24 protein-coding genes are annotated in these 21,076 nt (G+C 64.9%); 16 read left to right on the forward strand and 8 right to left on the reverse strand.

Features of this window, described 5'->3' with window-relative positions; translation table 11 throughout:
- Window positions 1–91: 91 nt before the first annotated feature.
- The 7 genes from FA85_RS12355 (at window position 92) to FA85_RS12380 (ending at window position 6,486) form a co-directional block, all read left to right on the forward strand.
- On the forward strand, window positions 92–574 hold the full coding sequence (locus tag FA85_RS12355; protein WP_197056540.1) for a DUF2244 domain-containing protein: 483 nt from the start codon (window positions 92–94) through the stop codon (window positions 572–574).
- A gap of 20 nt (window positions 575–594) precedes the next feature.
- Window positions 595–1,494: a cytochrome c oxidase subunit II gene (gene coxB / locus FA85_RS12360; RefSeq protein ID WP_036116349.1), complete on the forward strand. Its 900-nt coding sequence runs from the start codon at window positions 595–597 to the stop codon at window positions 1,492–1,494.
- 32 nt (window positions 1,495–1,526) lie between these two features.
- A complete protein-coding gene (gene ctaD / locus FA85_RS12365; RefSeq protein WP_036116347.1) occupies window positions 1,527–3,140 on the forward strand; it encodes a cytochrome c oxidase subunit I in 1,614 nt (537 codons plus the stop codon).
- Window positions 3,141–3,143: 3 nt separating this feature from the next.
- Window positions 3,144–3,269, forward strand: a complete 126-nt coding sequence (locus FA85_RS22550; RefSeq protein WP_255349729.1) for a hypothetical protein — start codon at window positions 3,144–3,146, stop codon at window positions 3,267–3,269.
- A 34-nt stretch (window positions 3,270–3,303) separates the two neighbouring features.
- A complete protein-coding gene (locus FA85_RS12370; RefSeq protein WP_036116344.1) occupies window positions 3,304–4,197 on the forward strand; it encodes a cytochrome c oxidase subunit 3 in 894 nt (297 codons plus the stop codon).
- A 91-nt stretch (window positions 4,198–4,288) separates the two neighbouring features.
- A complete protein-coding gene (locus FA85_RS12375; RefSeq protein ID WP_081907603.1) occupies window positions 4,289–4,876 on the forward strand; it encodes a DUF4760 domain-containing protein in 588 nt (195 codons plus the stop codon).
- A 125-nt stretch (window positions 4,877–5,001) separates the two neighbouring features.
- On the forward strand, window positions 5,002–6,486 hold the full coding sequence (locus FA85_RS12380) for a trypsin-like peptidase domain-containing protein (RefSeq protein WP_081907602.1): 1,485 nt from the start codon (window positions 5,002–5,004) through the stop codon (window positions 6,484–6,486).
- A gap of 53 nt (window positions 6,487–6,539) precedes the next feature.
- Here FA85_RS12380 and ilvA read toward each other — a convergent pair whose 3' ends face one another.
- From ilvA to FA85_RS12395, 3 genes are all read right to left on the reverse strand, one after another.
- Window positions 6,540–8,123: a threonine ammonia-lyase, biosynthetic gene (gene ilvA / locus FA85_RS12385; RefSeq protein ID WP_051944046.1), complete on the reverse strand. Its 1,584-nt coding sequence runs from the start codon at window positions 8,121–8,123 to the stop codon at window positions 6,540–6,542.
- A 231-nt stretch (window positions 8,124–8,354) separates the two neighbouring features.
- Window positions 8,355–8,747, reverse strand: a complete 393-nt coding sequence (locus tag FA85_RS12390) for a hypothetical protein (protein WP_036116339.1) — start codon at window positions 8,745–8,747, stop codon at window positions 8,355–8,357.
- Between the two features lie 72 nt (window positions 8,748–8,819).
- Window positions 8,820–9,056: a twin transmembrane helix small protein gene (locus FA85_RS12395; RefSeq protein ID WP_036116337.1), complete on the reverse strand. Its 237-nt coding sequence runs from the start codon at window positions 9,054–9,056 to the stop codon at window positions 8,820–8,822.
- 41 nt (window positions 9,057–9,097) lie between these two features.
- Here FA85_RS12395 and FA85_RS12400 point away from each other — a divergent pair, with 41 nt between their 5' ends.
- The 4 genes from FA85_RS12400 to cyoE are packed head-to-tail and all read left to right on the forward strand — an operon-like array spanning window position 9,098 to window position 12,457.
- Window positions 9,098–9,829 (forward strand): SURF1 family protein, encoded by a 732-nt coding sequence (locus FA85_RS12400; RefSeq protein WP_036116334.1) that lies wholly within the window; start codon window positions 9,098–9,100, stop codon window positions 9,827–9,829.
- Complete coding sequence (locus tag FA85_RS12405; RefSeq protein ID WP_036116331.1) at window positions 9,826–10,392, forward strand: hypothetical protein; 567 nt, start codon at window positions 9,826–9,828, stop codon at window positions 10,390–10,392. Before FA85_RS12400 ends, FA85_RS12405 begins: the two co-directional genes overlap by 4 nt.
- Window positions 10,392–11,543: a COX15/CtaA family protein gene (locus tag FA85_RS12410; protein ID WP_036116329.1), complete on the forward strand. Its 1,152-nt coding sequence runs from the start codon at window positions 10,392–10,394 to the stop codon at window positions 11,541–11,543. Before FA85_RS12405 ends, FA85_RS12410 begins: the two co-directional genes overlap by 1 nt.
- 47 nt (window positions 11,544–11,590) lie before the next feature.
- On the forward strand, window positions 11,591–12,457 hold the full coding sequence (gene cyoE / locus FA85_RS12415; protein WP_428977063.1) for a heme o synthase: 867 nt from the start codon (window positions 11,591–11,593) through the stop codon (window positions 12,455–12,457).
- On the opposite strand, the gene panS is transcribed toward cyoE, so the two are convergent.
- From panS to hemH, 3 genes are read right to left on the reverse strand one after another with little or no spacing between them, the layout of a single operon-like run.
- On the reverse strand, window positions 12,454–13,407 hold the full coding sequence (gene panS / locus FA85_RS12420) for a ketopantoate/pantoate/pantothenate transporter PanS (protein WP_051944044.1): 954 nt from the start codon (window positions 13,405–13,407) through the stop codon (window positions 12,454–12,456). The two genes, cyoE and panS, sit on opposite strands and share 4 nt — an antisense overlap.
- 18 nt (window positions 13,408–13,425) lie before the next feature.
- On the reverse strand, window positions 13,426–14,262 hold the full coding sequence (locus FA85_RS12425) for an alpha/beta fold hydrolase (protein ID WP_036116325.1): 837 nt from the start codon (window positions 14,260–14,262) through the stop codon (window positions 13,426–13,428).
- A complete protein-coding gene (hemH, locus tag FA85_RS12430; protein ID WP_036116321.1) occupies window positions 14,255–15,376 on the reverse strand; it encodes a ferrochelatase in 1,122 nt (373 codons plus the stop codon). The genes FA85_RS12425 and hemH overlap by 8 nt, the downstream gene beginning before the upstream one ends.
- Window positions 15,377–15,486: 110 nt before the next feature.
- Here hemH and FA85_RS12435 point away from each other — a divergent pair, with 110 nt between their 5' ends.
- The 5 genes from FA85_RS12435 to FA85_RS20945 all read left to right on the forward strand — a co-directional run bounded on the left by FA85_RS12435 (window position 15,487) and on the right by FA85_RS20945 (window position 18,343).
- Complete coding sequence (locus FA85_RS12435) at window positions 15,487–16,176, forward strand: lipid-binding SYLF domain-containing protein (RefSeq protein WP_036116315.1); 690 nt, start codon at window positions 15,487–15,489, stop codon at window positions 16,174–16,176.
- Window positions 16,177–16,252: 76 nt separating this feature from the next.
- Window positions 16,253–16,498 (forward strand): twin-arginine translocase TatA/TatE family subunit, encoded by a 246-nt coding sequence (gene tatA / locus FA85_RS12440; RefSeq protein ID WP_036116312.1) that lies wholly within the window; start codon window positions 16,253–16,255, stop codon window positions 16,496–16,498.
- 13 nt (window positions 16,499–16,511) lie between these two features.
- Window positions 16,512–16,958 carry a Sec-independent protein translocase protein TatB gene (gene tatB / locus FA85_RS21500; RefSeq protein ID WP_079520632.1) on the forward strand — a complete coding sequence of 149 codons (447 nt, stop codon included), beginning with the start codon at window positions 16,512–16,514 and terminating at the stop codon, window positions 16,956–16,958.
- On the forward strand, window positions 16,945–17,706 hold the full coding sequence (gene tatC / locus FA85_RS12450) for a twin-arginine translocase subunit TatC (protein WP_036116310.1): 762 nt from the start codon (window positions 16,945–16,947) through the stop codon (window positions 17,704–17,706). The genes tatB and tatC overlap by 14 nt, the downstream gene beginning before the upstream one ends.
- A 4-nt stretch (window positions 17,707–17,710) precedes the next feature.
- Complete coding sequence (locus FA85_RS20945; RefSeq protein ID WP_051944042.1) at window positions 17,711–18,343, forward strand: hypothetical protein; 633 nt, start codon at window positions 17,711–17,713, stop codon at window positions 18,341–18,343.
- Window positions 18,344–18,355: 12 nt separating this feature from the next.
- Here FA85_RS20945 and FA85_RS12460 read toward each other — a convergent pair whose 3' ends face one another.
- Complete coding sequence (locus tag FA85_RS12460; protein WP_036116308.1) at window positions 18,356–19,714, reverse strand: S41 family peptidase; 1,359 nt, start codon at window positions 19,712–19,714, stop codon at window positions 18,356–18,358.
- 14 nt (window positions 19,715–19,728) lie between these two features.
- Window positions 19,729–20,919 (reverse strand): murein hydrolase activator EnvC family protein, encoded by a 1,191-nt coding sequence (locus tag FA85_RS12465; protein ID WP_036116306.1) that lies wholly within the window; start codon window positions 20,917–20,919, stop codon window positions 19,729–19,731.
- Window positions 20,920–21,076 lie beyond the last annotated feature (157 nt).

A 21,076-nucleotide genomic window follows, 5' to 3' on the forward strand; every position in this document is an offset into this window, starting at 1 on the left:
GGGGCGCCCTGCGGCATCACGCCGCTTCCCAACCTTGCCGCATTCTGACCGCCGCCCTATCATCGGTCCGTTCAAGGCACGCGGGATTCGCATGATCGTGCTTCGACCGACCGCCGCGGGTCAGCCGCGCGTGTTGTGGCTCCGGCCCAACCGTGCGCTGGACAGGCGCGGTCTGCGTCGACTGATCGTGGGTCTCGCGGCGATGGCCCTGGCGACGGCGTCGCTCGGTGCGTGGCAGGGGAATGTTTTCGCTCCCGTGTTCGCCCTGGCGGAGGCTTTCGTCGTGGGGTTCGCCCTTGGCGCGGCCTGGCGGGCCGGCGGCCGGGGCGAGCGGATCGTGGTGGGGCCCGACACGCTGGAGGTGCGTGCCGTGCCGGGTCGTCGGATCGTCCGTTTCCAGACGTACTGGGTACGGGTAGGGTTGGCATCGGGGGACGGGCGTCAGCGTCTGTTGCTCAGGTCACACGGCAATCAGCTTGAAATCGGCGCGTTCCTTGGGGAAGAGGAAAGGGCCGAGGCGTCCAGGAAACTCATGGTGCTGCTGTCCGAAGTCTCAGGCCAGACGCGCAGGTAGGTTCACTAAAGGTGCAAGACATGACATCTGGCGGCATCGGACGATGGAAAGCGGCGTGGGCGGCGGTTGCCCTCGCCCTGTTCGGCGGGGCGGCATGGGCCAACCCGGAACCCAACCAGCTGAACATGACCCGGGGTGTCAGCGAGTGGTCGCCCTATGCGATGCACATGGTGGCCCTGTGGGTCTGCGTGGTCATCGGCGTCATCGTCTTCGGTGCCATGTTCGTGGCGATGTTCCGCTTCCGTAAGTCGCGGGGTGCGGTCGCCGAGAAGTGGTCGCACAGCACCAGACTCGAGATCGTCTGGACGGTCATCCCCGTCATCATCCTGATCTTCCTGGCCCATCTGGCCACCGGCGGTCTGACCTCGTTCGCCGACACCACGAATGCCGAGATGACCATCAAGATCACCGGCTACCAGTGGAAGTGGCGCTACGACTACGTCGACTACAAGGGCAAGGGGGTCGACAAGGTCGGCTTCATCTCCAAGCTCGAAGAGTCCTCCGACCGTACCCGCCAGCTTCATTCCAACCTCGACCCGGGCAAGATCCAGGTCGACGGCTACCAGACCTATCTGCTCGACGTGGACAAACCCCTGGTCGTCCCTGTCGGTACCAAGATCCGTTTCATCATCGTCGGCGGCGACGTCATCCACTCCTGGTGGGTGCCGGCGCTCGGCTGGAAGATGGACGCCATCCCGGGCATCGCCAACGCGGCCTGGACCAAGATCAAGGAGCCGGGCGTCTACCGCGGCCAGTGCGCCGAGCTCTGCGGCCAGGATCACGGCTTCATGCCGATCGTGGTCAAGGCGGTGCCCAAGGCCGAATTCGAACAGTGGCTGGCGACGCAGGAAGACGGTTCCAGGCTGCAGAAGGCCGCCGCGACCGCCCAGAACGCCCCCGCCCCGGTCCCCCAGGGTTAACCCGCTCAAGTATCCGGCAGAGGTTCAAGGTTATGGCCCACGCAGCCACCCACGACCACCACGATCACCACGGGGCCCCGAAGGGGTTCTTCCAGCGCTGGGTGATGTCCACGAACCACAAGGACATCGGCACGCTGTACCTGATCTTCTCGCTGACGATGTTCTTCATCGGCGGCGCCTTCGCGATGGTCATCCGCGCGGAGTTGTTCAAGCCGGGCATGCAGCTGGTGCAGCCGTATTTCTTCAATGAAATGACGACGATGCACGCGCTGGTGATGATCTTCGGCGCCATCATGCCGTCGTTCGTCGGCCTGGCCAACTGGATGATTCCGCTCATGGTCGGCGCGCCGGACATGGCCTTGCCGCGCATGAACAACCTGTCGTTCTGGATCATGCCGTTCGCCTTCATCCTGCTGCTGTCGACGCTGTTCATGCCGGGCGGTGGCCCGGCCGGCGGCTGGACCATGTACCCGCCGCTGTCGCTGCAGGGCGAGTCCATCGCGTATACCATCTTCGCGGTCCACCTGATGGGCATCAGTTCGATCATGGGCGCGATCAACATCATCGCCACCATCCTCAACATGCGCGCGCCCGGCATGGACCTGCTGAAAATGCCGGTGTTCGTGTGGAGCTGGCTGATCACGGCGTTCCTGCTGATCGCGGTGATGCCGGTACTGGCCGGCGCGGTCACCATGCTGCTGACCGACAAGTACTTCCATACCAACTTCTTCAATGCCGCCGGCGGCGGCGACCCGGTGCTCTTCCAGCACATCTTCTGGTTCTTTGGGCATCCCGAGGTCTACATCATGATCCTGCCGGCGTTCGGGATCATCTCGGAGATCATCCCCACCTTCGCCCGCAAGCCGATCTTCGGCTACCGCGCGATGGTGTTCGCCATCGCGTCCATCGCCTTCCTCTCGTTCATCGTCTGGGCGCACCACATGTTCGCCGTGGGCCTGCCGATGGGCGCGGAGATCTTCTTCATGTACGCGACCATGCTGATCGCGGTGCCCACGGGCGTGAAGGTCTTCAACTGGGTCTCGACGATGTGGGGCGGTTCGATGACCTTCGAGACGCCGATGCTGTTCTCGATCGCCTTCGTCATCCTGTTCACCATCGGCGGCTTTTCGGGCCTGATGCTCGCGCTGGCCCCGGCCGACTTCCAGTACCACGACACGTACTTCGTGGTCGCCCATTTCCACTACGTGCTGGTGACCGGCGCGGCGTTCTCGATCATGGCCGCCGCTTATTACTGGATGCCGAAGTGGTCGGGCAACATGTACAGCGAGACCTGGGGCAAGATCCATTTCTGGTCCAGCGTCATCTCGGTCAACGTGCTGTTCTTCCCGCAGCACTTCCTCGGGCTGGCCGGCATGCCGCGCCGTATCCCCGACTACAACGTGGCCTTCGCGAACTTCAACATGATCAGCTCGATCGGCGGCTTCTGGTTCGGCGCCTCGCAGCTGATCTTCCTCGGTGTGGTCGTGCATTGCGTGTTCTTCTCGAAGAAGAAAGCCGCCGATCGTTCCTGGGAAGGCGCCAAGGGTCTGGAGTGGACGGTGCCTTCACCCGCGCCGTTCCATACGTTCGACGTGCCGCCGGTCATCCATGACGACGAGCTCGCCCACGGCAACACGGATCACTGATCGATGCAGGGCATGACGGACACCGGGACGGAGGCGCGTCGCAAGCGCGCCCGCAGGACGGCCATGATCGCGGGCGGTTTCGCGGTCGCGGTGTTCCTGCTCTCGATCGTTCAGATGCTCCGGGTCTGACCGGCCAAACACGCGATATCCACGGGAAACCACCATGGGTCACCAGCAACACGACGTCTACTATGTACCGAGCAAGAGCTACTGGCCGATCGTGGCCGCGGTCTCGATGTTCGTCACGGTGTTCGGTGCCGCGCACTGGCTGAACTCGCAACCGGGCGAGGGCAGCACGTTTGGCAAGCCGCTGTTCTGGATCGGGATCGTGATGATCCTGGGCATGTTCTTCGGCTGGTTCCGCTCGGTCATCCGCGAGTCCATGGCAGGCAGCTACAACGGCCAGGTGGATCGCTCGTTCCGCATGGGGATGATGTGGTTCATCTTCTCCGAGGTGATGTTCTTCGGCGCCTTCTTCGGTGCGCTGTTCTACGCCCGTATCTTCTCGGTGCCGTGGCTGGGCGGCGAAGGCCACGGTGTGCTCACCCACCAGTTCGTCTGGCAGGGTTATGAAGCCTCCTGGGGCGCCAACGGCGGCGGCGGTCCGCAGAAGATCGGCGGCTCGTTCCAGACCATCGCCGCATGGGGCCTGCCGCTGCTCAATACGCTGATCCTGCTGTCATCCGGCGTGACCATCACCATTGCGCACCACGCGCTCAAGGCGGGTCATCGCACGGCGTTGCTGATCGGCCTCGGCGCCACCGTGCTGCTGGGTTGCCTGTTCCTGTGGTTCCAGGCGCACGAGTACGCCGAGGCGTACGAGCACTTCAACCTGACGCTGGGCAGCGGCGTGTACGGCGCGACGTTCTTCATGCTCACCGGATTCCACGGCATGCACGTGACGCTGGGCACGATCATGCTGGCCATCATCTGGCTGCGCTGCGCGAAGGGACACTTCACGAAGGACGATCACTTCGGGTTTGAAGCGGTGGCCTGGTACTGGCATTTCGTCGACGTGGTGTGGCTGGCGCTGTTCTTGTTTGTTTACGTGCTTTGAGTTTTTTCTGTTTGAAATTCAGATTTTTCCTACGGACGTATGATCTGAGCACAAGCTAGACTGGTCTTGCCATCAAAGGAGACAGTCATGAATGACACCGCTGGCGGCCTGTGAGCCACACCAAGCTACCCGCCCCTTGGCGGGTAGCTTGTTTTCAGGGACAAGAAATGCGAAGGAAAGCTCAGTGTTTCAGTGGATTTTCGATACCGTCGATTCTGGCCTCTTCAGGAATCTTCTGGTTGCCAGCGGCGTCGGTGTTGCCGTTGCGTCGGTTCTCACCGCGCGCAGCATCGCGCGGAAAAAGCAAAGCGCGGATCTTCTATTTGCGAGTCGGAACGATGTCATCCTCCAGAATGGCGCCAGGAAGCTGGAGTATTTCGTCGACGCGAACGACAGAAATGTGGCTTGCCTCGCCTCGCCGGAAAATATCGAGTCGGAAGAAGCTGTATGCATTCGGTACTTCCTCAATCATTTCGAGGCGGTGAGTATCGGCATTCAGGCCGGAATTTACGACGAAGAGATGCTGAAGAAGACTTGGTACTCGGCTGTTGTTACGTCCTGGGAGCGGGCTAAACCGCTCGTCAATAAACTCCGCGAGCGGTTTTCCCCGACGGTGCTGCAAGAGTACGAGTGGCTCCACGGACGCTGGAAGAAGTCGCCTTTGTCAAAGCGTGACTGACTTCGGCTTACGCCTACAGATCTACCGGGCTTTCTGACATGTTTCCTCTCCAACCGCGTTGCTAAAGTCGGCATCGGCCTTCGCAGTGAAGGTCTTCGAAAAACGCGAACACATGGAGAGTGCTTATGAATCGGAGAGTATCCGCTCGTTTGTCGCGTGCATCGCTCTTGCTCCTGTCGATGGGCTACGCCGTCGGTGCATTAGCAAGCGACGCAAACCTGCTTCCTTCGTCCAGCGACCCGCGCTTCCGCGCTGTCGGTCAGCTCGATCTGCTCGACGGAAGAACCTGTACCGGCTCGATCGTCGCGGGTTCCGCCAGTCCGGACGGTCGTCGGCCCGCGTTGTTGCTTACGTCCGGGCACTGCGTTCTCGGCCAGGAACTCATCCCCAATCAGGTCATGATCGACGAGGTGGCGCCATCGGGTTACCGCTTTACGCCCGCTTATTTTCAGGATGCCCAGCCGGTCCATCGACCCATTGGAGTCGAGCGAATTCTGTACGCGACCACCAAGAACATGGACATCGCCGTGCTCCGGCTGGACGTCTCATACGCCGATCTTGCGGCACTCGGTGTCGCTCCGCTTGTCCCGAGTGCGCCGGCGATTGTCGGGTCGCTCCCTGTCGACCTAGTGCAGGTTCCCGCGGTGGGCGTGTCGGAAGAAGACCGCTTCCTTCGCCTGGCAACCTGTCAGGCCAGTGAGCCCGTTCGGCTGTTCGAGGGCGAACGCTTCTTCCTGCGTGAATCGGCGACCGATTGCGCCGGTGTATCGGGTGGTTCGTCGGGCTCCCCGGTGCTGCGCCACGGCACGTCGGATATTGTCGGCGTGCTCGGTACGAAGGTCGATCCGCGCTTTGACGGATGCGGTTTCGACCGCCCGTGCGAACTCACCGGGCGGCAGCCGGTGTCGCGCGTCGGCGCGAGCTACCAGAGTATTGCGGCGCCGCTGCTCTCGGCACTTCGTGCCGATGGCGGCTGGGACGCCAGTGCCCTCGACGCGGGTAACGGCGTGAAGCTCGATCGCACCGTCGGTGAGTACACACGCAGCCAGATCGACGAAGAGGGGGATCTCGTACCCGCGCGGTGGGGCGTGCTGGTGAATGACGATACCCGTTGGGTCCGCTACAAGCACGGTGATGCCGCGACGGTCGATTGCGCCAGCCCCGAGGGTTACAGCGCTCCGATGTATGCCCGCGAGCAGCCGCTGGACCGTCTGCCGGTCGGACCGTCCGAAGGCGTGTACGCCATGTGCGTCATCGGACAGCTGGGCATCGATAACGACTGGCAGGCGCCTGAGCATGCGAGCGTCATGCTTCGGGTGATTGACGATACGGCGCCTACCGCAGTGCCGGTACCGGCCGTTCGCGATGAGACGGATGCTGCATGGATTATGGAGATCCGTAGCCCTTACGTCGCGCCGCCGATCGTGAAGGTGGGGCGCCTCGACTCCACCGATTGCGCCGACGACGCGAAGTACCGCACGCTGCCTTCGTCGTTCATCAGTCTGCCCAAGGCCAAAGGCCCGTTACGCGTGTGTGCGAAAGGCTCGGACGAAGCGGGGAACCTCTCGCCGGTGGGATCGATCGACCTGGTCGTGTCAAAGGCTCATTGATCCGCACGGGCCGTTGTTTCACAGGAGCGCTCGCGCGCTCCTGCTTCCCTCGTTCATCTCAGAAACAGTCGGTAGGCGGGATTGCTGGTCTCTTCGCGGTACGGATAGCCCAGCCGGTTGAGGAACCGCGTGAGCGCGTCTTCGTCCGCCGCTTCCGCCTGGATGCCGACCAGCGTCGAGCTGTAATCGGCGCCCTGGTTGCGGTAATGGAACAGGCTGATATTCCAGCTTGGCGACATCGAACGAAGGAAGCGCATCAACGCACCCGGTCGTTCGGGGAACTCGAAGCGAAACAATCGCTCGCCCTGTGCGGCTGTCGAGCGTCCGCCCACCATATGCCTGATGTGCTGCGTCGATAGCTCATCGTTGCCAAGATTGACGACGGCGAATCCCGCTGCCTCGAAGACGGTTGCAAGCGACGCTTCGTCTACCGGGTCGTCCACCTGAAGGCCGACGAAGATCCGTGCGTTTTCATCGGTGCCGAGACGGTAGTTGAATTCCGTCACGTTGCGCTCGCCTACGAGCTCGCAGAAGTGCAGGAAGCTGCCGCGCTCCTCGGGGATGCTCACCGCGAACAAGGCTTCGCGCGATTCGCCCACCGCGGCGCGCTCGGCGATGAAGCGGATGCGGTCGATATTGAGATTGGCGCCGGAGACGATGGCACAAAGGGTGAGCGGGTGGTCGACCGCTCCCGAGGCGGTGGCCTGGGTCGCGTAGCGACGCGCAGCCGCGACGGCGAGCGCTCCCGCCGGCTCAACGAAACGCCGCGTGTCCTGATAGATATCCTTGATCGCAAGGCATACCTCGTCGGTGTCGACCAGCATCACTTCGTCGAGGTACTGGCTGCACAGTCGAAACGTTTCCTGCCCCACCAGCTTCACCGCCGTGCCGTCGGAAAAAAGCCCGACCTCCGTGAGTTCGACCCGTCGCCCGGCCCGGATCGATTGCGCCATGGCGCACGAGTCACGCGTCTGTACGCCGATCACGCGGATATCCGGGCGGAGCGCTTTCACGTAGGTCGCGACTCCCGCGGCGAGACTGCCCCCTCCGATGGGCACGAAGATGGCGTCGATATGCCCGTGGTGCTGGCTCAGTATCTCCATCGCTACGGTGCCTTGTCCTGCGATAACGTCGGGATCGTCGAAGGCTGGGATGAACGTCATGCCGCGTTCTCGCTGCAGCGCCATCGCGTGGGCGAACGCATCGTTATACGAATCGCCCGCCTTGATGACTTCCACCGTGGGCCCACCGAATCGCCGCGTCGCATTGACCTTAACGAGGGGTGCCGTTTCAGGCACGACGATGACCGCCGGGATGCCGAGCTTCGCGGCGGACCAGGCGACGCCTTGCGCGTGGTTTCCCGCTGACGCCGTGATGATGCCGCGTGCCAGTACGTCGGCGGACAGGTTGCGGATCCGGTTGTAGGCGCCGCGGAGCTTGAACGACGATACGGGTTGAGTGTCTTCCCGCTTCAGCAGGACGTGGTGCCCCAGTTGCTCGAACAGCACCGTCGCATGCTGCAGTTCCGTCCGCTGGGCCACGTCGTACACGCGGGCGTTGAGGATGCGCCTCAGGTAGTCGGCGGCATCGCGTACGGGTTCGTCCCGAGTGGCGTGACGTGAAGCGGGGAGGGACATGGCGTGCGTCTCCGGTGCGTTCGTTTTCCCGGAGGCGGATACGAAAAACCCGCCTCGGAGGGCGGGTTGTCGGTCACCTGTCGCGCGTGATTCAACCCACCATCGATGAGATGGCGATGCTAATCAGCGTAATGAGGGCGGCGAGGCGGTTCATGGTCCGATCCTCTCCCGCCGCCCGGACGCTGTCAACCGCAGGTATTCAGGGTGCGTCATTGCCTGAGGTGGCTCTGGTCAGTGCTTTGCGACTCGCGCAAGCTGGAGCGCACCCATGGCGGTCAGCGCCAGGGCTCCACAGGCGACCCAGAAGCCCAGCGGCCGCGCCTGGTAGAGCCTCGGCGCGAGGAATGCGTACGCTACGAGGAACAGCGCCGCGAGAGCGGCGCACGCACGGGGATGTCGTCCGCGCGCCCAGAGTGCGCCGGCCGCCGGGATGAGAGTGCAGGCCCAGACCGCGAGGAGCGCCGGAGGCGCCTGGGCAAAAAGGGTGCGCACGGCTGCGGCCTGCGGAGGCGCCCACACCACGGCGATCAACGACGTGCAGAGTACGGTGACAGCCAGCCAGATGACGGCGATCAGCGCCAGATAGAGCCCCGCCGGTAACGGCGTCCGATTCTCTTGTTCCACGTCCTTTCCGCCCCAGTCAGTCCTTCACGGCACCGATTGCCGCACCGCGCCTTGGCCCCCCGGCCCCAAGCGTTAGAATTGACCGACCCCGTGGGGGTGCAGCCAGCCCATGAAGATGCCCAGCGCCACCATGGCGATGAGCAGCAGTGAGAGTCCGATACGGCGGGTGAGTGCCCAGACGGTGCGCTTGCTCTGGCCCTTGTCGGTCATCATGAAGAACAGCGCCTGCCCGAGGTTGAACAACACCACGAGCAGCAAAATCACCAGCGCATATTTGTAGATGGTTTCCACGTGACGGCTCCGCGCCATATCGACAATCCGAGTATAGCGTTGGGCATGGGGCGTCTTGCATGACTTTCCTGCGCCGTCCGACGTGGTTCGCTGTCGCACTCACGCTGGTGGGCGTGCTGGCGTTCGTACGCCTGGGCATATGGCAGCTGGATCGCGCGGACGAGAAGGATGAATTGCTGCGGCGGTACGCCGCATCGGCCGCAGCAAGCGTCGAGGAGTTCGGTTCGATCGCCGATAATCCTCCCCTCGATCGATACCCGAGGCTTTCGGTACGTGGCGTTTACCTGCCCGACCATTACTACCTGCTCGACGACCAGACCCACTCCGGTCAGGTCGGCGTGCACGTCTATGCGCCGTTTTCGCCGCACGGGCGCGATCCGTACCTCCTCGTCGACCTCGGTTTCTTGCCGAAGGAAGCGGGCGCCAACCCCCGGCTGCCGCCGCTTCCCGTGGGCGTCACCACCGTGCGGGGGCTCTACGTACCGGCGCCGGGTGTCGGTGTGCGCCTGGGTGGCGACCGTCTCCCGGAGCAGCACGGCGCGGAGAAGACCATGGTCTACGTCGATCTCAGGGAGATCGGTAACGACATCGGGCGCTCCCTGTATCCTCGCGTACTCCTTCTGGATCCCGACCCGGCCAGCATCTACATCCGTGAATGGACGCCCGGCTTCATGCCGCCGGCGCGCCATCGCGCCTACGCCTTCCAATGGTTCACCTTCGCCCTGGCGGCTGTGGTGATCTTCGTCCTCCTGCATCGCAAGCGACGCCCGAAACGGCCCGAGCATTCATGACCGATCCGAACGTCCCCCCACGCAAACCCGGCAGTGGCCGGCTCAAGCTCGTCTTGATCATGCTGGTGTTCCTGGCGCCCATTATCGCGGCGGGCCTGCTGACGCTGAGTGGCTGGCAGCCGGAAGGCAAAGGCAACGGTCGTCCCATCGTGCCGCAGCGCAGCATGGCCGAGGTCCGCGTGGACGTCGCCGGCACGGCCTGGGCATGGCGTGACAGCGAGCCGCGACTGACCCTGGTCGCGTTGCCGGGGCCGGATTGCGCCGCACACTGCCTCGAGACGCTGGCGCTCATGCGTAACGCGCGCATCGTGCTCAACCGCAACGCCGATCGCCTGCGCCTTCTTTATATCGGCACGCCGCCGACCGCGCAGGGCGCGGACGCCGTCATGCCCGACTGGAAGACCGGTACCGACGCGGCGAAGGCCTTCGAAGAATTCCGTCCCACGCAGCCCGACACGGTCGCCGCCGTGCTGGTTGAATCCAATGCCACCGCGTTGTCCTGGTATCCCGCCGGTTTCGATCCGAGCGGCCTGCGTAAGGACCTGCAGAAGGTGATCCGCTGATGTCGCCCCGAGCTCTTAAAACCCTGCGCACGCTGGCCTTGCTGGCTGCGCTGTTCGCCTTTTGCATCGTGATGTTCGGCGCCTTCGTGCGTCTGTCCAACGCGGGGCTGTCGTGTCCCGACTGGCCGACCTGCTACGGCAAGGCCACGTGGCCGGGCCACGCTCAGGACATCGCCCGCGCGAACGAAGCCTTCCCCGATCGTCCGTACGAAACGCACAAGGCGTGGCGTGAGCAGGTACACCGCTTCCTCGCCGGCAGCCTCGGTGTGATGGTCCTCGTCATCGCCCTGATGTCGGCCTGGCGCCGACGCATGGCGATGGCCGCGGTGCTCGTGGCGGCGGTGTTCGCGACGGTGGGTGTCGTGATGTACATGCGCGGCGAATACGTGGTGTCGTCGTTCCTGTCCGCACTGGCCATCGCGCTGCCGCTGATCGCCGCGGCGATGCTCGACCGACCCGGCGCCTGGCGCGTCGGCGTGGCCGCGCTTGCCGTGATCATCTTCCAGGCCATGCTCGGCATGTGGACGGTGACATTGCTGCTCAAGCCCATCGTCGTGATGGGGCATCTGCTCGGCGGACTGGCGACCTTCGCCCTTCTCGCATGGGCAGCCCTGCGCTGGTGGCGTGTCGGCACACCGGACGACCGGTTCGCGGCACTTCGCGCGCCGGTCGCCATCGGCATCGTCGTGCTCGTCTGCCAGATCGCGCTCGGCGGCTGGACCAGTTCCAATTACGCGGCGCTCGCTTGTGGCACGGATTTTCCGCAGTGCCTCGGGCAGTGGTGGCCGCAGACGGACTTCCCGCAGGCCTTCGTGCTCTGGCGCGGCATCGGCGTCAACTACGAGGGCGGCGTGCTGGACATGGCCGCACGTAGCGCGATCCAGATCGCCCACCGCATCGGTGCGCTGGTGACCTTCGTCTACCTGGGCTGGTTGTCGCACAAGCTGGCGCGCGCCGGCCTGCGCAGGATCGGTATCGCCGTGGCGGTGGTGCTGATCGCGCAGGTGCTGCTCGGCATCGGCAATGTGCACCTCGGCCTGCCTTTGCCCGTCGCCACGGCGCACAATGGCGTCGCCGCGCTGCTCCTGTTCACGCTGCTTGCCGCCCTGGCGAGCACGCAGCGGCTGCCCGCCACGACGGAGTCCCCGTGAGCATCATCGGTCAATATTTCGAGCTGACCAAGCCACGTGTCGTTGCGATGCTGGTGTTCTGCGCGGTCATCGGCATGTTCCTCGCCGTCGACGCCGACGGTCAGCGTGTACTGCCGACGTGGCATGCGGCGATCTTCGGCACGCTCGGCATCTGGCTGGCGTCGGCTTCCGCCGCGGCGTTCAATCACCTGATCGACCAGCGCATCGACAAGATCATGGCGCGTACCTCGCATCGTCCGCTGGCGACCGGCCAGCTGACGCCGATGCAGGTGTTCGTCTTCGCGATGACGCTGGGCATCGTTTCGATGCTGGTGCTGGTCTTCCTGGTCAACAGGCTGACCGCGGTGCTGACGTTCTTCTCGCTGATCGGTTATGCGGTGATCTATACCGCCTACCTGAAGCGTGCGACGCCGCAGAATATCGTCATCGGCGGCCTTGCCGGCGCCGCGCCGCCGATGCTCGGCTGGACCGCGGTGACCGGCGAGCTGCATCCGTTCGCGCTGCAGCTGTTGCTGATCATCTTCGTGTGGACACCGCCGCATTTCTGGGCGCTGGCGATCTTCCGCGTCGACGATTACTCGCGGGCCCAGGTACCCATGTTGCCGGTGACGCACGGCGTGGTGTTCACGCGCTGGCACATCCTGTTCTACACGATCCTGCTGTTCGTCGTGACCATGCTGCCGTTCTTCACGGGGATGAGCGGACTGATCTACCTGTTCGGCGCGGTGATCCTCGGCCTCGGTTTCCTCTGGTACGCCGCACGCATGTTCAATCCGCCGGACGAGATGTTCGCGATGAAGATGTTCAACTACTCCATCGTGTACCTGATGGTGTTGTTCGCCTTCCTGCTCGCGGATCACTGGCTGGTCGACCCGGTCGTGCAGCCGGGCTTCCGGATGGAACCGGTGGTTTAAACCGGCCCGCGTGGGGCCGCCGGGCCGTCATGCGTTGCTTCGCCGGTCGGCTTGCCCGACCAGTAGCCGGCCAGCATCGAGCCCGACAGGTTGTGCCAGACCGAGAACAGCGCCCCGGGTAGCGCGGCCAGCGGTGAGAAATAGAGCTTGCCCAGCGTCGCCGCGAGCCCCGAATTCTGCATGCCCACCTCGATCGCCAGGGTGCGGCAGGTGGATTCGTCGAAGCGGAACAGCCTGCCGCCCCAGTAGCCGCTGATCAGCCCGATGCCGTTGTGCAGGATGACCGCGACGATGGTGATCGCGCCCACGGCGGCGATCGACGGCTGACTGGCCGCGACCACGGCACCGATCAGGATCAGTACGCAGACCATCGAGAACAAGGGTAAGCCGGGCTCGATGCGTTTGACCACGCCGCGAGCCGTGTGATGGATCAACAGGCCCAGGCCGATCGGCAGCGCGACGATCTGCACGATACTCAGCAGCATCGCCCATGTGTCCGGCGCCACGCGGGTGTCGACGTAGAGGCGCGTGAGCAGCGGTGTCGCCACCACGCCGACCAGGGCGGATACCGATGACAGCGTGACCGACAGCGCCACGTCACCTTTCGCCAGATAGATGATGACGTTGGACGCCGTACCGCTGGCGACACTGCCGACCAGGATCATGCCGGCGGCGAGATCGGGCGGCATCGTGAATATCTTTGTCAGCCCCCACGCCGCAAGTGGCATCACCAGATAGTGCAGGAACGTGCCGGCGAAGACGGGCATGGGGCGTACGAGGACGCGTCTGAAGTCGTCCAGGCTGAGGGTCACGCCCATGCCGAACATCACGAGCATGAGCAGCCAGGCGATCCAGGGGCCGACGGGGAGGAAGAGGGCGGGCTGGAAGTACGCAGCGACCGAAACGGCGAGAGCCCAGAGAGGAAACAGGCGTGTGACTCTGGCGAGCATGTGTCTTTCTCTGTCTGCTTACAGCGCGCCATGCACCCAGTCAGCCACGGCCTCCGGGTGCTCGAGGTGCAGATGATGCCCTCCATCCATGTGCTTCACCCGGATGTCGTCGACGCAATCGATCCGTACCTGCAATGCCTCGGGCTCGAGATAAGGCGGCGAGGGGTTGGCGAGCAACAACGACGTCGGCGCAGCGAGCCCCAGCAGCAACGACATGATCTGCGTTTCCGCGAGACGGAGGGCCGTGGGCCGCGACAGGCGCGCATCGCTGCGCCAGCTGTATCCACCGTCGACTTCGCGCAGGCCGCGTTCCACGATGTGTCGTGCCAGCGTCGCATCGAGGCCGCTGGCCAGTGCGCGGGCACGGGCCGCATCGTCGATCGACGGAAAGACGCGCAGGGGCCGGGAGCCGCCAGCCGTCGACACCATCGCTTCGCGAAACCGGTCCAGCGTTCGCGATCCGTCGTCTCCGAGCGGCCCCAAGCCTTCGATCAGAGACAGTGCGCGAATGCGCTCCGGCGCCGCGATGGCCACCATCGTCGCCACACCGGCACCCAGAGAATGACCCAGCAGATGAAAGCGCGGCAGCGCGAGCGAGTCGACGGCGGCGAGCACGGCCCGCGTGTAATCCTGATGCGTGTAGATCGTGCTCTCGGGCAGATGGTCCGAGTGACCGTGGCCAGGAAGGTCCAGCGCGATCACGTGGAACCGGTCGGCAAGCCGGGGTGCGAGCAGAGCGAAGCTCGCGGCGTTGTCGAGCCAGCCATGGATCAGCACCAGCGGCGCGGCGTCGGGTTCGCCCCAGCTCAGTCCGGCGAGCTCCATGCCTGGTATGGCGATGCGCAACTCACGCATCGGCGCGTGCCTTACGCGCACGTTCGCGCGCGGCGGCGAGGCGCATGGCCGCCGCGGCCGGGTCGTAATCTGCCGCGAACTCGGGCCATCCCTGCGTGTGGCGCAGCACCAGGTCCGCGATGGCGCCCACGTGGTCCGGACGGGCGTTGAGACAGGGGATGTAGCTGAGCGTCTCGCCGCCGGCCTCGCGGAAGAATTCCGCGTTCTGCATGGCGATCTCTTCGAGGGTTTCCAGGCAGTCGACGGCAAAGCCCGGACTGATCGTGTCGATGCGCTTGACGCCCTGTGCGCCGAACTGCCTGACCATCTCGTCAGTGTACGGGTGCAACCAGCGTTCGCGGCCCACCCGTGACTGGAAGCTCATCGGCGCCTCCTCCGCGGTGACGCCCAGCGCGTCGCGGAGCAGGCGAGCGGTGGCGTGGCACTGGCAGAAGTACGGATCGCCGTTGCGCACGTAGCGCTCGGGAATGCCGTGAAAACTCATCAGCAGCTTCTCGCCCCGGCCGTTGCGCTCCCAGTGGTCGCGCACGCTGACGGCGAGCGCCGCGATATAGGCGGGATCGTCGTGGTAGTCGTTGATCTGGCGCAGTTCCGGTGGCCAGCGCAGACCCTTCACCGTGTCGGCCACCGCGTCGAACACGCTGCCGGTCGAGGTGGCCGAGTATTGGGGGTAGAGCGGCAGAACGAGCAACCGCCGCACCCCTTCACGCTGCAACTGGGCAACCGTCGCCGCCACGCTGGGCCGCCCGTAGCGCATGGCCAGGGCGACGCGGATCGGTCCGTTGCGACGGCGCCCGAGCTCGGCCTGCAGGGACGCGGCCAGCGCCTCGCTGCCTGTTCGCAGGGGCGAGCCTTCCGCGGTCCAGATACGGGCATACGCGTGGGCGGAGCGCTTGGGACGGACGCGGAGAATGACGCCGTGGAGAATGGCTTTCCACAGCAGGCGCGGGTACTCGATGACGCGCGGGTCACCCAGAAACTCGGCGAGGTACGGCCGTACGGCCGCCGCGGTGGGCGCCTCAGGTGTACCGAGATTAACCAGCAGCACACCCGCCTGGGGCAGGGTGTCGTGGGAATGACCGGCAAGGCCGGTATAGTTTGGCGTACCTGGCATCGGAGTCCGGCGCTCGCGGGAATCGTTGCAGTCTGCCATAGGGCGGCGCGACGAGGCTCGCTCTCAATGCCGCAGCCGCTGCCACCCCGCGTATCGATAGGAGCCACCCGATGTCCCCACGCCCGCTTCGCCTGCTCGCCCTCGGCCTTCTCGCCCTGCTGCCCTCGCTGGCCGTCCAGGCCGCCGACCCGCCGAGAGAACAGGCCCGGAACGCGGTCCGTGTGCTGTCCGAGATGATCGACGACGCGCCCGACAAATCGCTGCCTGCCGATCTGCTCAAGAACGCCAAGGCCATCGCGGTGCTGCCGGCCATGGTCAAGGGTGGCTTCGTGTTCTCTGGCTCCAAGGGCGAAGGCCTGATCTCGATCAAGACGCGTGACGGCACGTGGTCGAACCCCAACTTCATCTCGATGGCCGGTGCGGGCGTCGGCTTCCAGGTCGGCATCCAGTCCGCCGACGTGATCCTCGTGTTCCGCACCGACCGCGGCGTGCAGAGCATCATCGACGGCAAGTTCACCATGGGCGCCAACGCCTCCGCGGCGGCCGGCCCGGTCGGCCGCTCCGCCACGGCCGCCACCGATGGCCAGATGAAAGCCGAGATCTACACCTACTCGCGCGCCAAGGGCCTGTTTGCCGGCATCGCGCTCGATGGCACCCATTTCAGCATCGACGACGACTCCAACGAGCAGATTTACGGCCCCGGAATCACGGCCCGCCGCATTTTTGAAGGCGGTGTGACGAATGTTCCAAGCGAGGTAGTGGAATTCAGGGATAAACTTGAGGAGTACACTAACCGCTGAGTGTCGTCCCACCCGGTGCCCCAAGGGGCGCCGGACCGTCCCACGGCCCGGAGCGAACGGGCCCGCGAGGTTTTTCATGAGCATTACCCATATCGTCCTCCTGCTGCTCGTCGTCGTGCTGATCTTCGGCACGAAGAAGCTGCGCAACATCGGCTCGGACCTGGGTGGCGCCATGCGCGACTTCAAGAAGGGTCTGGACGGCGACGAAGAGGCCCGTGCAGCGCGCGAACGGGAGGAGAAGCTGCGTGCCGATCCGCCCGTGAGCACCCAGGTCCCGCCGGTCCACAGCGAAACCACCGAGCCGCGCGACCGCGCTCCGTGATCCCGGCGGCGCCATGATCGAGATCAGCTTCGGTAAATTGCTGCTGCTCGCGGTGGTGGCGCTCATCGTGCTCGGCCCCGAGCGCCTTCCGCACGCCGCGCGTACGGCAGGTGCCCTGTTGCGGCGCATGCGCAACGGCTGGGACAGCGTCAAATCCGAGGTGGAGCGCGAGATCCAGGCCGAAGAGATCAAGCGCACGCTGCGCGAGACCGCCGAAAACGCGCGTGCCACGCATGACAGCGTGCGTGACGACATCCGCGCTGCTGGCAGCAGCGTCCGTGAAGACTTCCGTGCCGCCGCCGACGATGCCCGCCAGACCGGTGACCGTGTGCGCGACACCTTTTCCGATACCCCGGTAGCTCGCGTCGAGGGTCGTGAGCCCGACCCGGCGCGCGACATGCTGCCGCTGGCCCACGGCGACACCCCGCCGCCCAGGAACGAACCGCATGAGCGCAGCTGACTCCGATCCGTCCGGCGACGACGTGGTCGAAGAGGGTCTGTTTTCCCACCTGATCGAACTCCGTTCCCGCCTGCTCCGCGCCATCGTGGTGTTGCTCGTGGTGTTGCTGGCGCTGATGCCCGTCGCCAACCACCTGTATGCGGAACTGGCCAAACCGCTGGTCGAGCGCATGCCGCAGGGCGCGCATCTGATCGCCACGGAAGTCGCCAGCCCGTTCGTCACTCCGTTGAAGCTGGCCTTCTTCTGCGCGCTGTTCATCAGCATGCCGATGATCCTGTACCAGCTCTGGGCCTTCGTCAGCCCGGGCCTCTACAAGCACGAGAAGCGCCTGGCGCGCCCGTTGCTGGTGGCATCGCTGGTGCTGTTCTATTCGGGCTGCGCCTTCGCCTATTTCATCGTGCTGCCGGCGGCGTTCAAGTTTCTCAATGCCGTGACGCCCGACGGCGTGGCGATGATGACGGACATCACGCATTACCTCGACTTCGTCATGCTGATGTTCTTCGCCTTCGGCCTGTGCTTCGAAGTCCCGGTCGCGGTCGTGATCCTCGCCGCCATCGGCATCGTCGACGCCGAAAAGCTCAGTAAGGGGCGCGGTTACGCCGTCGTGGGCGCGTTCGCCATCGCCGCCTTCATCACGCCGCCGGATCTGCTCTCGATGGTGATGCTGGCCGTGCCGATGTGCATCCTGTACGAGCTCGGTTTGCTGGCCGTGAAGTTTCTTCTGAAACCACCGCCCGAGCAGGCGTGAGCCGATGGGCGTTTCGGTCGGTTGGCTGGCGGTCAAAGGCAAGGATGGCGATGCCGTCCTCGCCGCTCTCGACCTGGTCCGCAATGAGCAGACCACGACCGATCCGCGTCGAGGCTACGCCATCGAACTGCCGTCCGGCTGGTTTGTCGTCGTCACACGGTTCGCCTCGCCCCTGATCGCGGAGGAATCGCTGCGCCCGCTCTCGCGTGGCTGCACGGTGATCACCTGCGAACAGGAGGAGCACGTGATGGTCAGCGCCGCCACGTGCTACGTCGATGGCCTGCGCACCTGGCATGTCGAGCACGACGGGGAGGGCGACGACGTCCGTCACATCGTCTCGCATGGCGAACCACCGCCGGCGTTCGATGCCATCCATGCCCGTATCGAAGCATTGCAGGATGCCTCCGATGCCGAAGGCGACGATGTCGACCATTTTTATTCGCTGCCGCCCGAGCTGGCGCAGAGCGTGACCACCTTCGACGTGGACCTTCCCGCCAGCGCTTACGGCAAGCTGGTGTTCACCGGCTGGACGGCGAAAGAAACCCTGGCGCCGGGCGCCACCCCGCAGCTCCCACGGAAGCTGCGGCGTGAGATGGTCAAGGCCCGCGCCGCGCGTCCTTGGTGGAAGTTCTGGTAAGCGCCGGGGCGCTTACTTCGATACGTTACGGCCCAGCGACAAACCCTTCAGCACGTTGAGCGCCTGCGACAGCGGATAGTCTTCGATCGCTAGCTTGCCGTCGTCGTCGTTGGCGTTCTTGTCGTCCGACGACGCTTTCTCGTTCACCAGATGATTGGGCAGGTCCGCTTCCGAGCCGATCAGCGCGGGCGGCGTGTCGCTCTTGTTCACGGAGAGGTCGGCCAGCGCGATGTCCGGCTTGATGCCTTCGGCCTGGATCGAGGTGCCGTTGGGGGTGTAGTAGCGTGCGGTGGTGATCTTCACCGCGTGGTCCTGATCCAGCGGCAACACGGTCTGCACCACGCCCTTGCCGAAGGTGCGACGACCCATGATGAGTGCGCGGTGGTTGTCCTTCAGTGCACCGGACACGATCTCGGCGGCGGAAGCCGTGCCGTTGTCCGTGAGGATGACCATCGGTGCGCCCTTGAGCAGATCGCCCGGGTGGGCATCGAAGTGCAGGTTGGCGTCCGGCAACCGGCCCTTGGTCGTGACGATGGTGCCCGAGTCCAGGAAGGTGTCGGCGACGCCGACGGCCGTGGTCAGCAGACCGCCCGGATTGGAGCGCAGGTCGAGCACGGCGCCACGGGGCGCGCCGTTCTTCGCGATCCAGTCCGAGAGCTTCTTGTCGAGGTCGGTCGACGTATCTTCCTGGAACTGGCTGAGACGGATGTAGACGTAGCCGGGATCGAGCTGACGCAGCTTGACGCTGGTGACCGCGATGCGCTCGCGCACCAGCGGCATGTCGATCGGCTTGTCGGATTTCTCGTGCAGAATGGTGAGCGTGACCTTGCTGCCGGGATCGCCGCGGAGTTTCTTGAACGCGTCGTCGATGTTCTGGCTGTCGACGACCATGCCGTCGACCTTGAGGATGGTGTCGCCCGGCTTGATGCCCGCGCGCGACGCAGGGGTGTCGTCGATGGGCGAGACGATCTTCAGCGCGCCTTCGACCTGCAGGACTTCGATGCCCAGACCGCCGTACTGGCCCGTGGTGTCCTCATCGAGTTCGTCGAGGCCTTCCTTGTCGAGGTATTCGCTGTGCGGATCGAGGTTCTGGAGCATGCCGCTGATGGCGGCTTTCATGATCGTCTTGTTGTCGAGCTTCTCGACGTAGGCCTGTCGAACGATCTGGTACACCCGCGTGAAATTGCGAATGTCGTCCAGATCGACGGCGTCGTCGGCCTGCGTGGCGACCTTCGCCGCCGTGGTCGACGACGCGGCGGGGGCGTCGGGCTGCTTCAGCGCGGGCTTCGCCTGTTGCGCCTGGACGGTGGGAACCGCGATCGCACCGGCGAGAGCCAGTGCGAGGGCGAGGCGAAGGGGGTGCTGACGCATGCCTGTCTCCGGGGTCAATGCTTCTTGCTCAACCAGCCACGCGCGTCGATGGGTTTGCCACCCTGGCGCAGCTCGAAGTACGCGCCGTTGTCGCCGGCGGGTGCGGCGGCGGTGCCGACCGCCTGGCCGGCCTCCACCGTGTCGCCCACGCCGTGCAGCAGCGTCTCATTATTGCCGTACATGCTCATGAATCCGTTGCCGTGGTTCACGATGATCATCATGCCGTAGCCACGCAGGAAGTTGGCGAAGACCACGCGGCCGCGCGCGACCGCTTTCACCTCGCTGCCGCGCGGCGCGACGATGATGACGCCGCTGCCGAACGCGTGCACCGGACCGTTGGCCGGCCAGGGCAGGTTGCCGCGCATGTTGCCCACCGGTGCCGCTGCGGGCGTGCCCTTGGGCGCAGGAGCCGCCTCGACGGCCGCCCGGGCCGCCTCGGCCTTCGCCGCGTCGTCGATCACCTTCTGCAGGCGGCCGACCAGTGAGTTCATGTCCTGCTCGTTCTGTTTCAGCGCGGCCATACGCTGGGCCTGGTCCTTGTATTTCGAGTCCGCCTCGGCCACCAGTTTCGCCTGGCTGGCGCGCTGCTTTTCCAGTTCCGCGGCGCGCGACTCGCGCTCCGCCCGCGTCGCCTCGAGCTTCTGCTGTTCGGCGGTGATGGCGGCTTCGACCTCCTGCAGGCGGGAAAGATCCGCAAGCAGGCCGCGGATCTTCTCGACCCGGTTGTCCTGAAAATATTTCGAGTAGGCCAGGGCGCGCGAGATCCGGTTGACGTCTTCGTCGCCGAGCAGGAGCTGCAGATCCGAGCCGCGTCCGAGCGTATAGGTCGCGCGGAGCAAGTCGCCGAGGGCGTCCTTCTGCTTCGAGAGGCCCGCTTCCATCTGTGCCCGCTGCGCGTTCAGCTGCTCCAGGTCGTGCTGGCGCTGCTGGAGGTCGCCATCCGTCTCGCGCACCGCCCTGGCGGCGGCGGATACCTGCTCGGCCTGTTTCGCCAGCGCGGCGTTGGCGCTGTCACGGGCGTTGGCGGTCTCGCGCTGCTCTTTCGTCAGGTTGTCGATGTCCTTGCGGACACCTTCGAGCTTTTGCCGTGCCTCGTCCTGCTGGGACCGCGTCTTGCCATCCTGCGCCGCGTGGGCGGGCAGGAGGGGCGTAAGCGTGGCGATGGCGAGGGTCAGGGCGAGTGGCAGACGGAAAGTTGGGCGCATAGGGTCGATTATTACCTATCCGGGCCCGGTAGGAGTCAGCCCTGCTGGCGATTCGGGGTCGCCTCGCCGTATGGCCTGGTATGCCCCGCAACCCGCCCCATGCCTCATTTTCCCCGACTGGTCTTTCGTTCCCTTCCGTAAGATTTCCGTTGGCTTT

It is taken from the genome of Luteibacter mycovicinus, from assembly GCF_000745235.1.
GTDB classification, from domain to species: Bacteria; Pseudomonadota; Gammaproteobacteria; order Xanthomonadales; family Rhodanobacteraceae; genus Luteibacter; species Luteibacter mycovicinus.

Bases quoted from the DNA above. Each gene is read 5' to 3' on its own strand.
- FA85_RS12405 (WP_036116331.1), top strand. From the start codon at position 9,826: ATGACCGATCCGAACGTCCCCCCACGCAAACCCGGCAGTGGCCGGCTC.
- FA85_RS20945 (WP_051944042.1), top strand. From the start codon at position 17,711: ATGGGCGTTTCGGTCGGTTGGCTGGCGGTCAAAGGCAAGGATGGCGAT.
- FA85_RS12410 (WP_036116329.1), top strand. From the start codon at position 10,392: ATGTCGCCCCGAGCTCTTAAAACCCTGCGCACGCTGGCCTTGCTGGCT.
- FA85_RS12375 (WP_081907603.1), top strand. From the start codon at position 4,289: ATGACACCGCTGGCGGCCTGTGAGCCACACCAAGCTACCCGCCCCTTG.
- FA85_RS22550 (WP_255349729.1), top strand. From the start codon at position 3,144: ATGCAGGGCATGACGGACACCGGGACGGAGGCGCGTCGCAAGCGCGCC.
- FA85_RS12435 (WP_036116315.1), top strand. From the start codon at position 15,487: ATGTCCCCACGCCCGCTTCGCCTGCTCGCCCTCGGCCTTCTCGCCCTG.
- tatA (WP_036116312.1), top strand. From the start codon at position 16,253: ATGAGCATTACCCATATCGTCCTCCTGCTGCTCGTCGTCGTGCTGATC.
- FA85_RS12395 (WP_036116337.1), bottom strand. From the start codon at position 9,056: ATGGCGCGGAGCCGTCACGTGGAAACCATCTACAAATATGCGCTGGTG.
- FA85_RS12465 (WP_036116306.1), bottom strand. From the start codon at position 20,919: ATGCGCCCAACTTTCCGTCTGCCACTCGCCCTGACCCTCGCCATCGCC.
- hemH (WP_036116321.1), bottom strand. From the start codon at position 15,376: ATGCCAGGTACGCCAAACTATACCGGCCTTGCCGGTCATTCCCACGAC.
- FA85_RS12355 (WP_197056540.1), top strand. From the start codon at position 92: ATGATCGTGCTTCGACCGACCGCCGCGGGTCAGCCGCGCGTGTTGTGG.
- coxB (WP_036116349.1), top strand. From the start codon at position 595: ATGACATCTGGCGGCATCGGACGATGGAAAGCGGCGTGGGCGGCGGTT.
- ilvA (WP_051944046.1), bottom strand. From the start codon at position 8,123: ATGTCCCTCCCCGCTTCACGTCACGCCACTCGGGACGAACCCGTACGC.
- FA85_RS12460 (WP_036116308.1), bottom strand. From the start codon at position 19,714: ATGCGTCAGCACCCCCTTCGCCTCGCCCTCGCACTGGCTCTCGCCGGT.
- tatB (WP_079520632.1), top strand. From the start codon at position 16,512: ATGATCGAGATCAGCTTCGGTAAATTGCTGCTGCTCGCGGTGGTGGCG.
- cyoE (WP_428977063.1), top strand. From the start codon at position 11,591: ATGCTGGTGTTCTGCGCGGTCATCGGCATGTTCCTCGCCGTCGACGCC.
- panS (WP_051944044.1), bottom strand. From the start codon at position 13,407: ATGCTCGCCAGAGTCACACGCCTGTTTCCTCTCTGGGCTCTCGCCGTT.
- FA85_RS12425 (WP_036116325.1), bottom strand. From the start codon at position 14,262: ATGCGTGAGTTGCGCATCGCCATACCAGGCATGGAGCTCGCCGGACTG.
- tatC (WP_036116310.1), top strand. From the start codon at position 16,945: ATGAGCGCAGCTGACTCCGATCCGTCCGGCGACGACGTGGTCGAAGAG.
- FA85_RS12370 (WP_036116344.1), top strand. From the start codon at position 3,304: ATGGGTCACCAGCAACACGACGTCTACTATGTACCGAGCAAGAGCTAC.
- FA85_RS12400 (WP_036116334.1), top strand. From the start codon at position 9,098: ATGACTTTCCTGCGCCGTCCGACGTGGTTCGCTGTCGCACTCACGCTG.
- FA85_RS12380 (WP_081907602.1), top strand. From the start codon at position 5,002: ATGAATCGGAGAGTATCCGCTCGTTTGTCGCGTGCATCGCTCTTGCTC.
- ctaD (WP_036116347.1), top strand. From the start codon at position 1,527: ATGGCCCACGCAGCCACCCACGACCACCACGATCACCACGGGGCCCCG.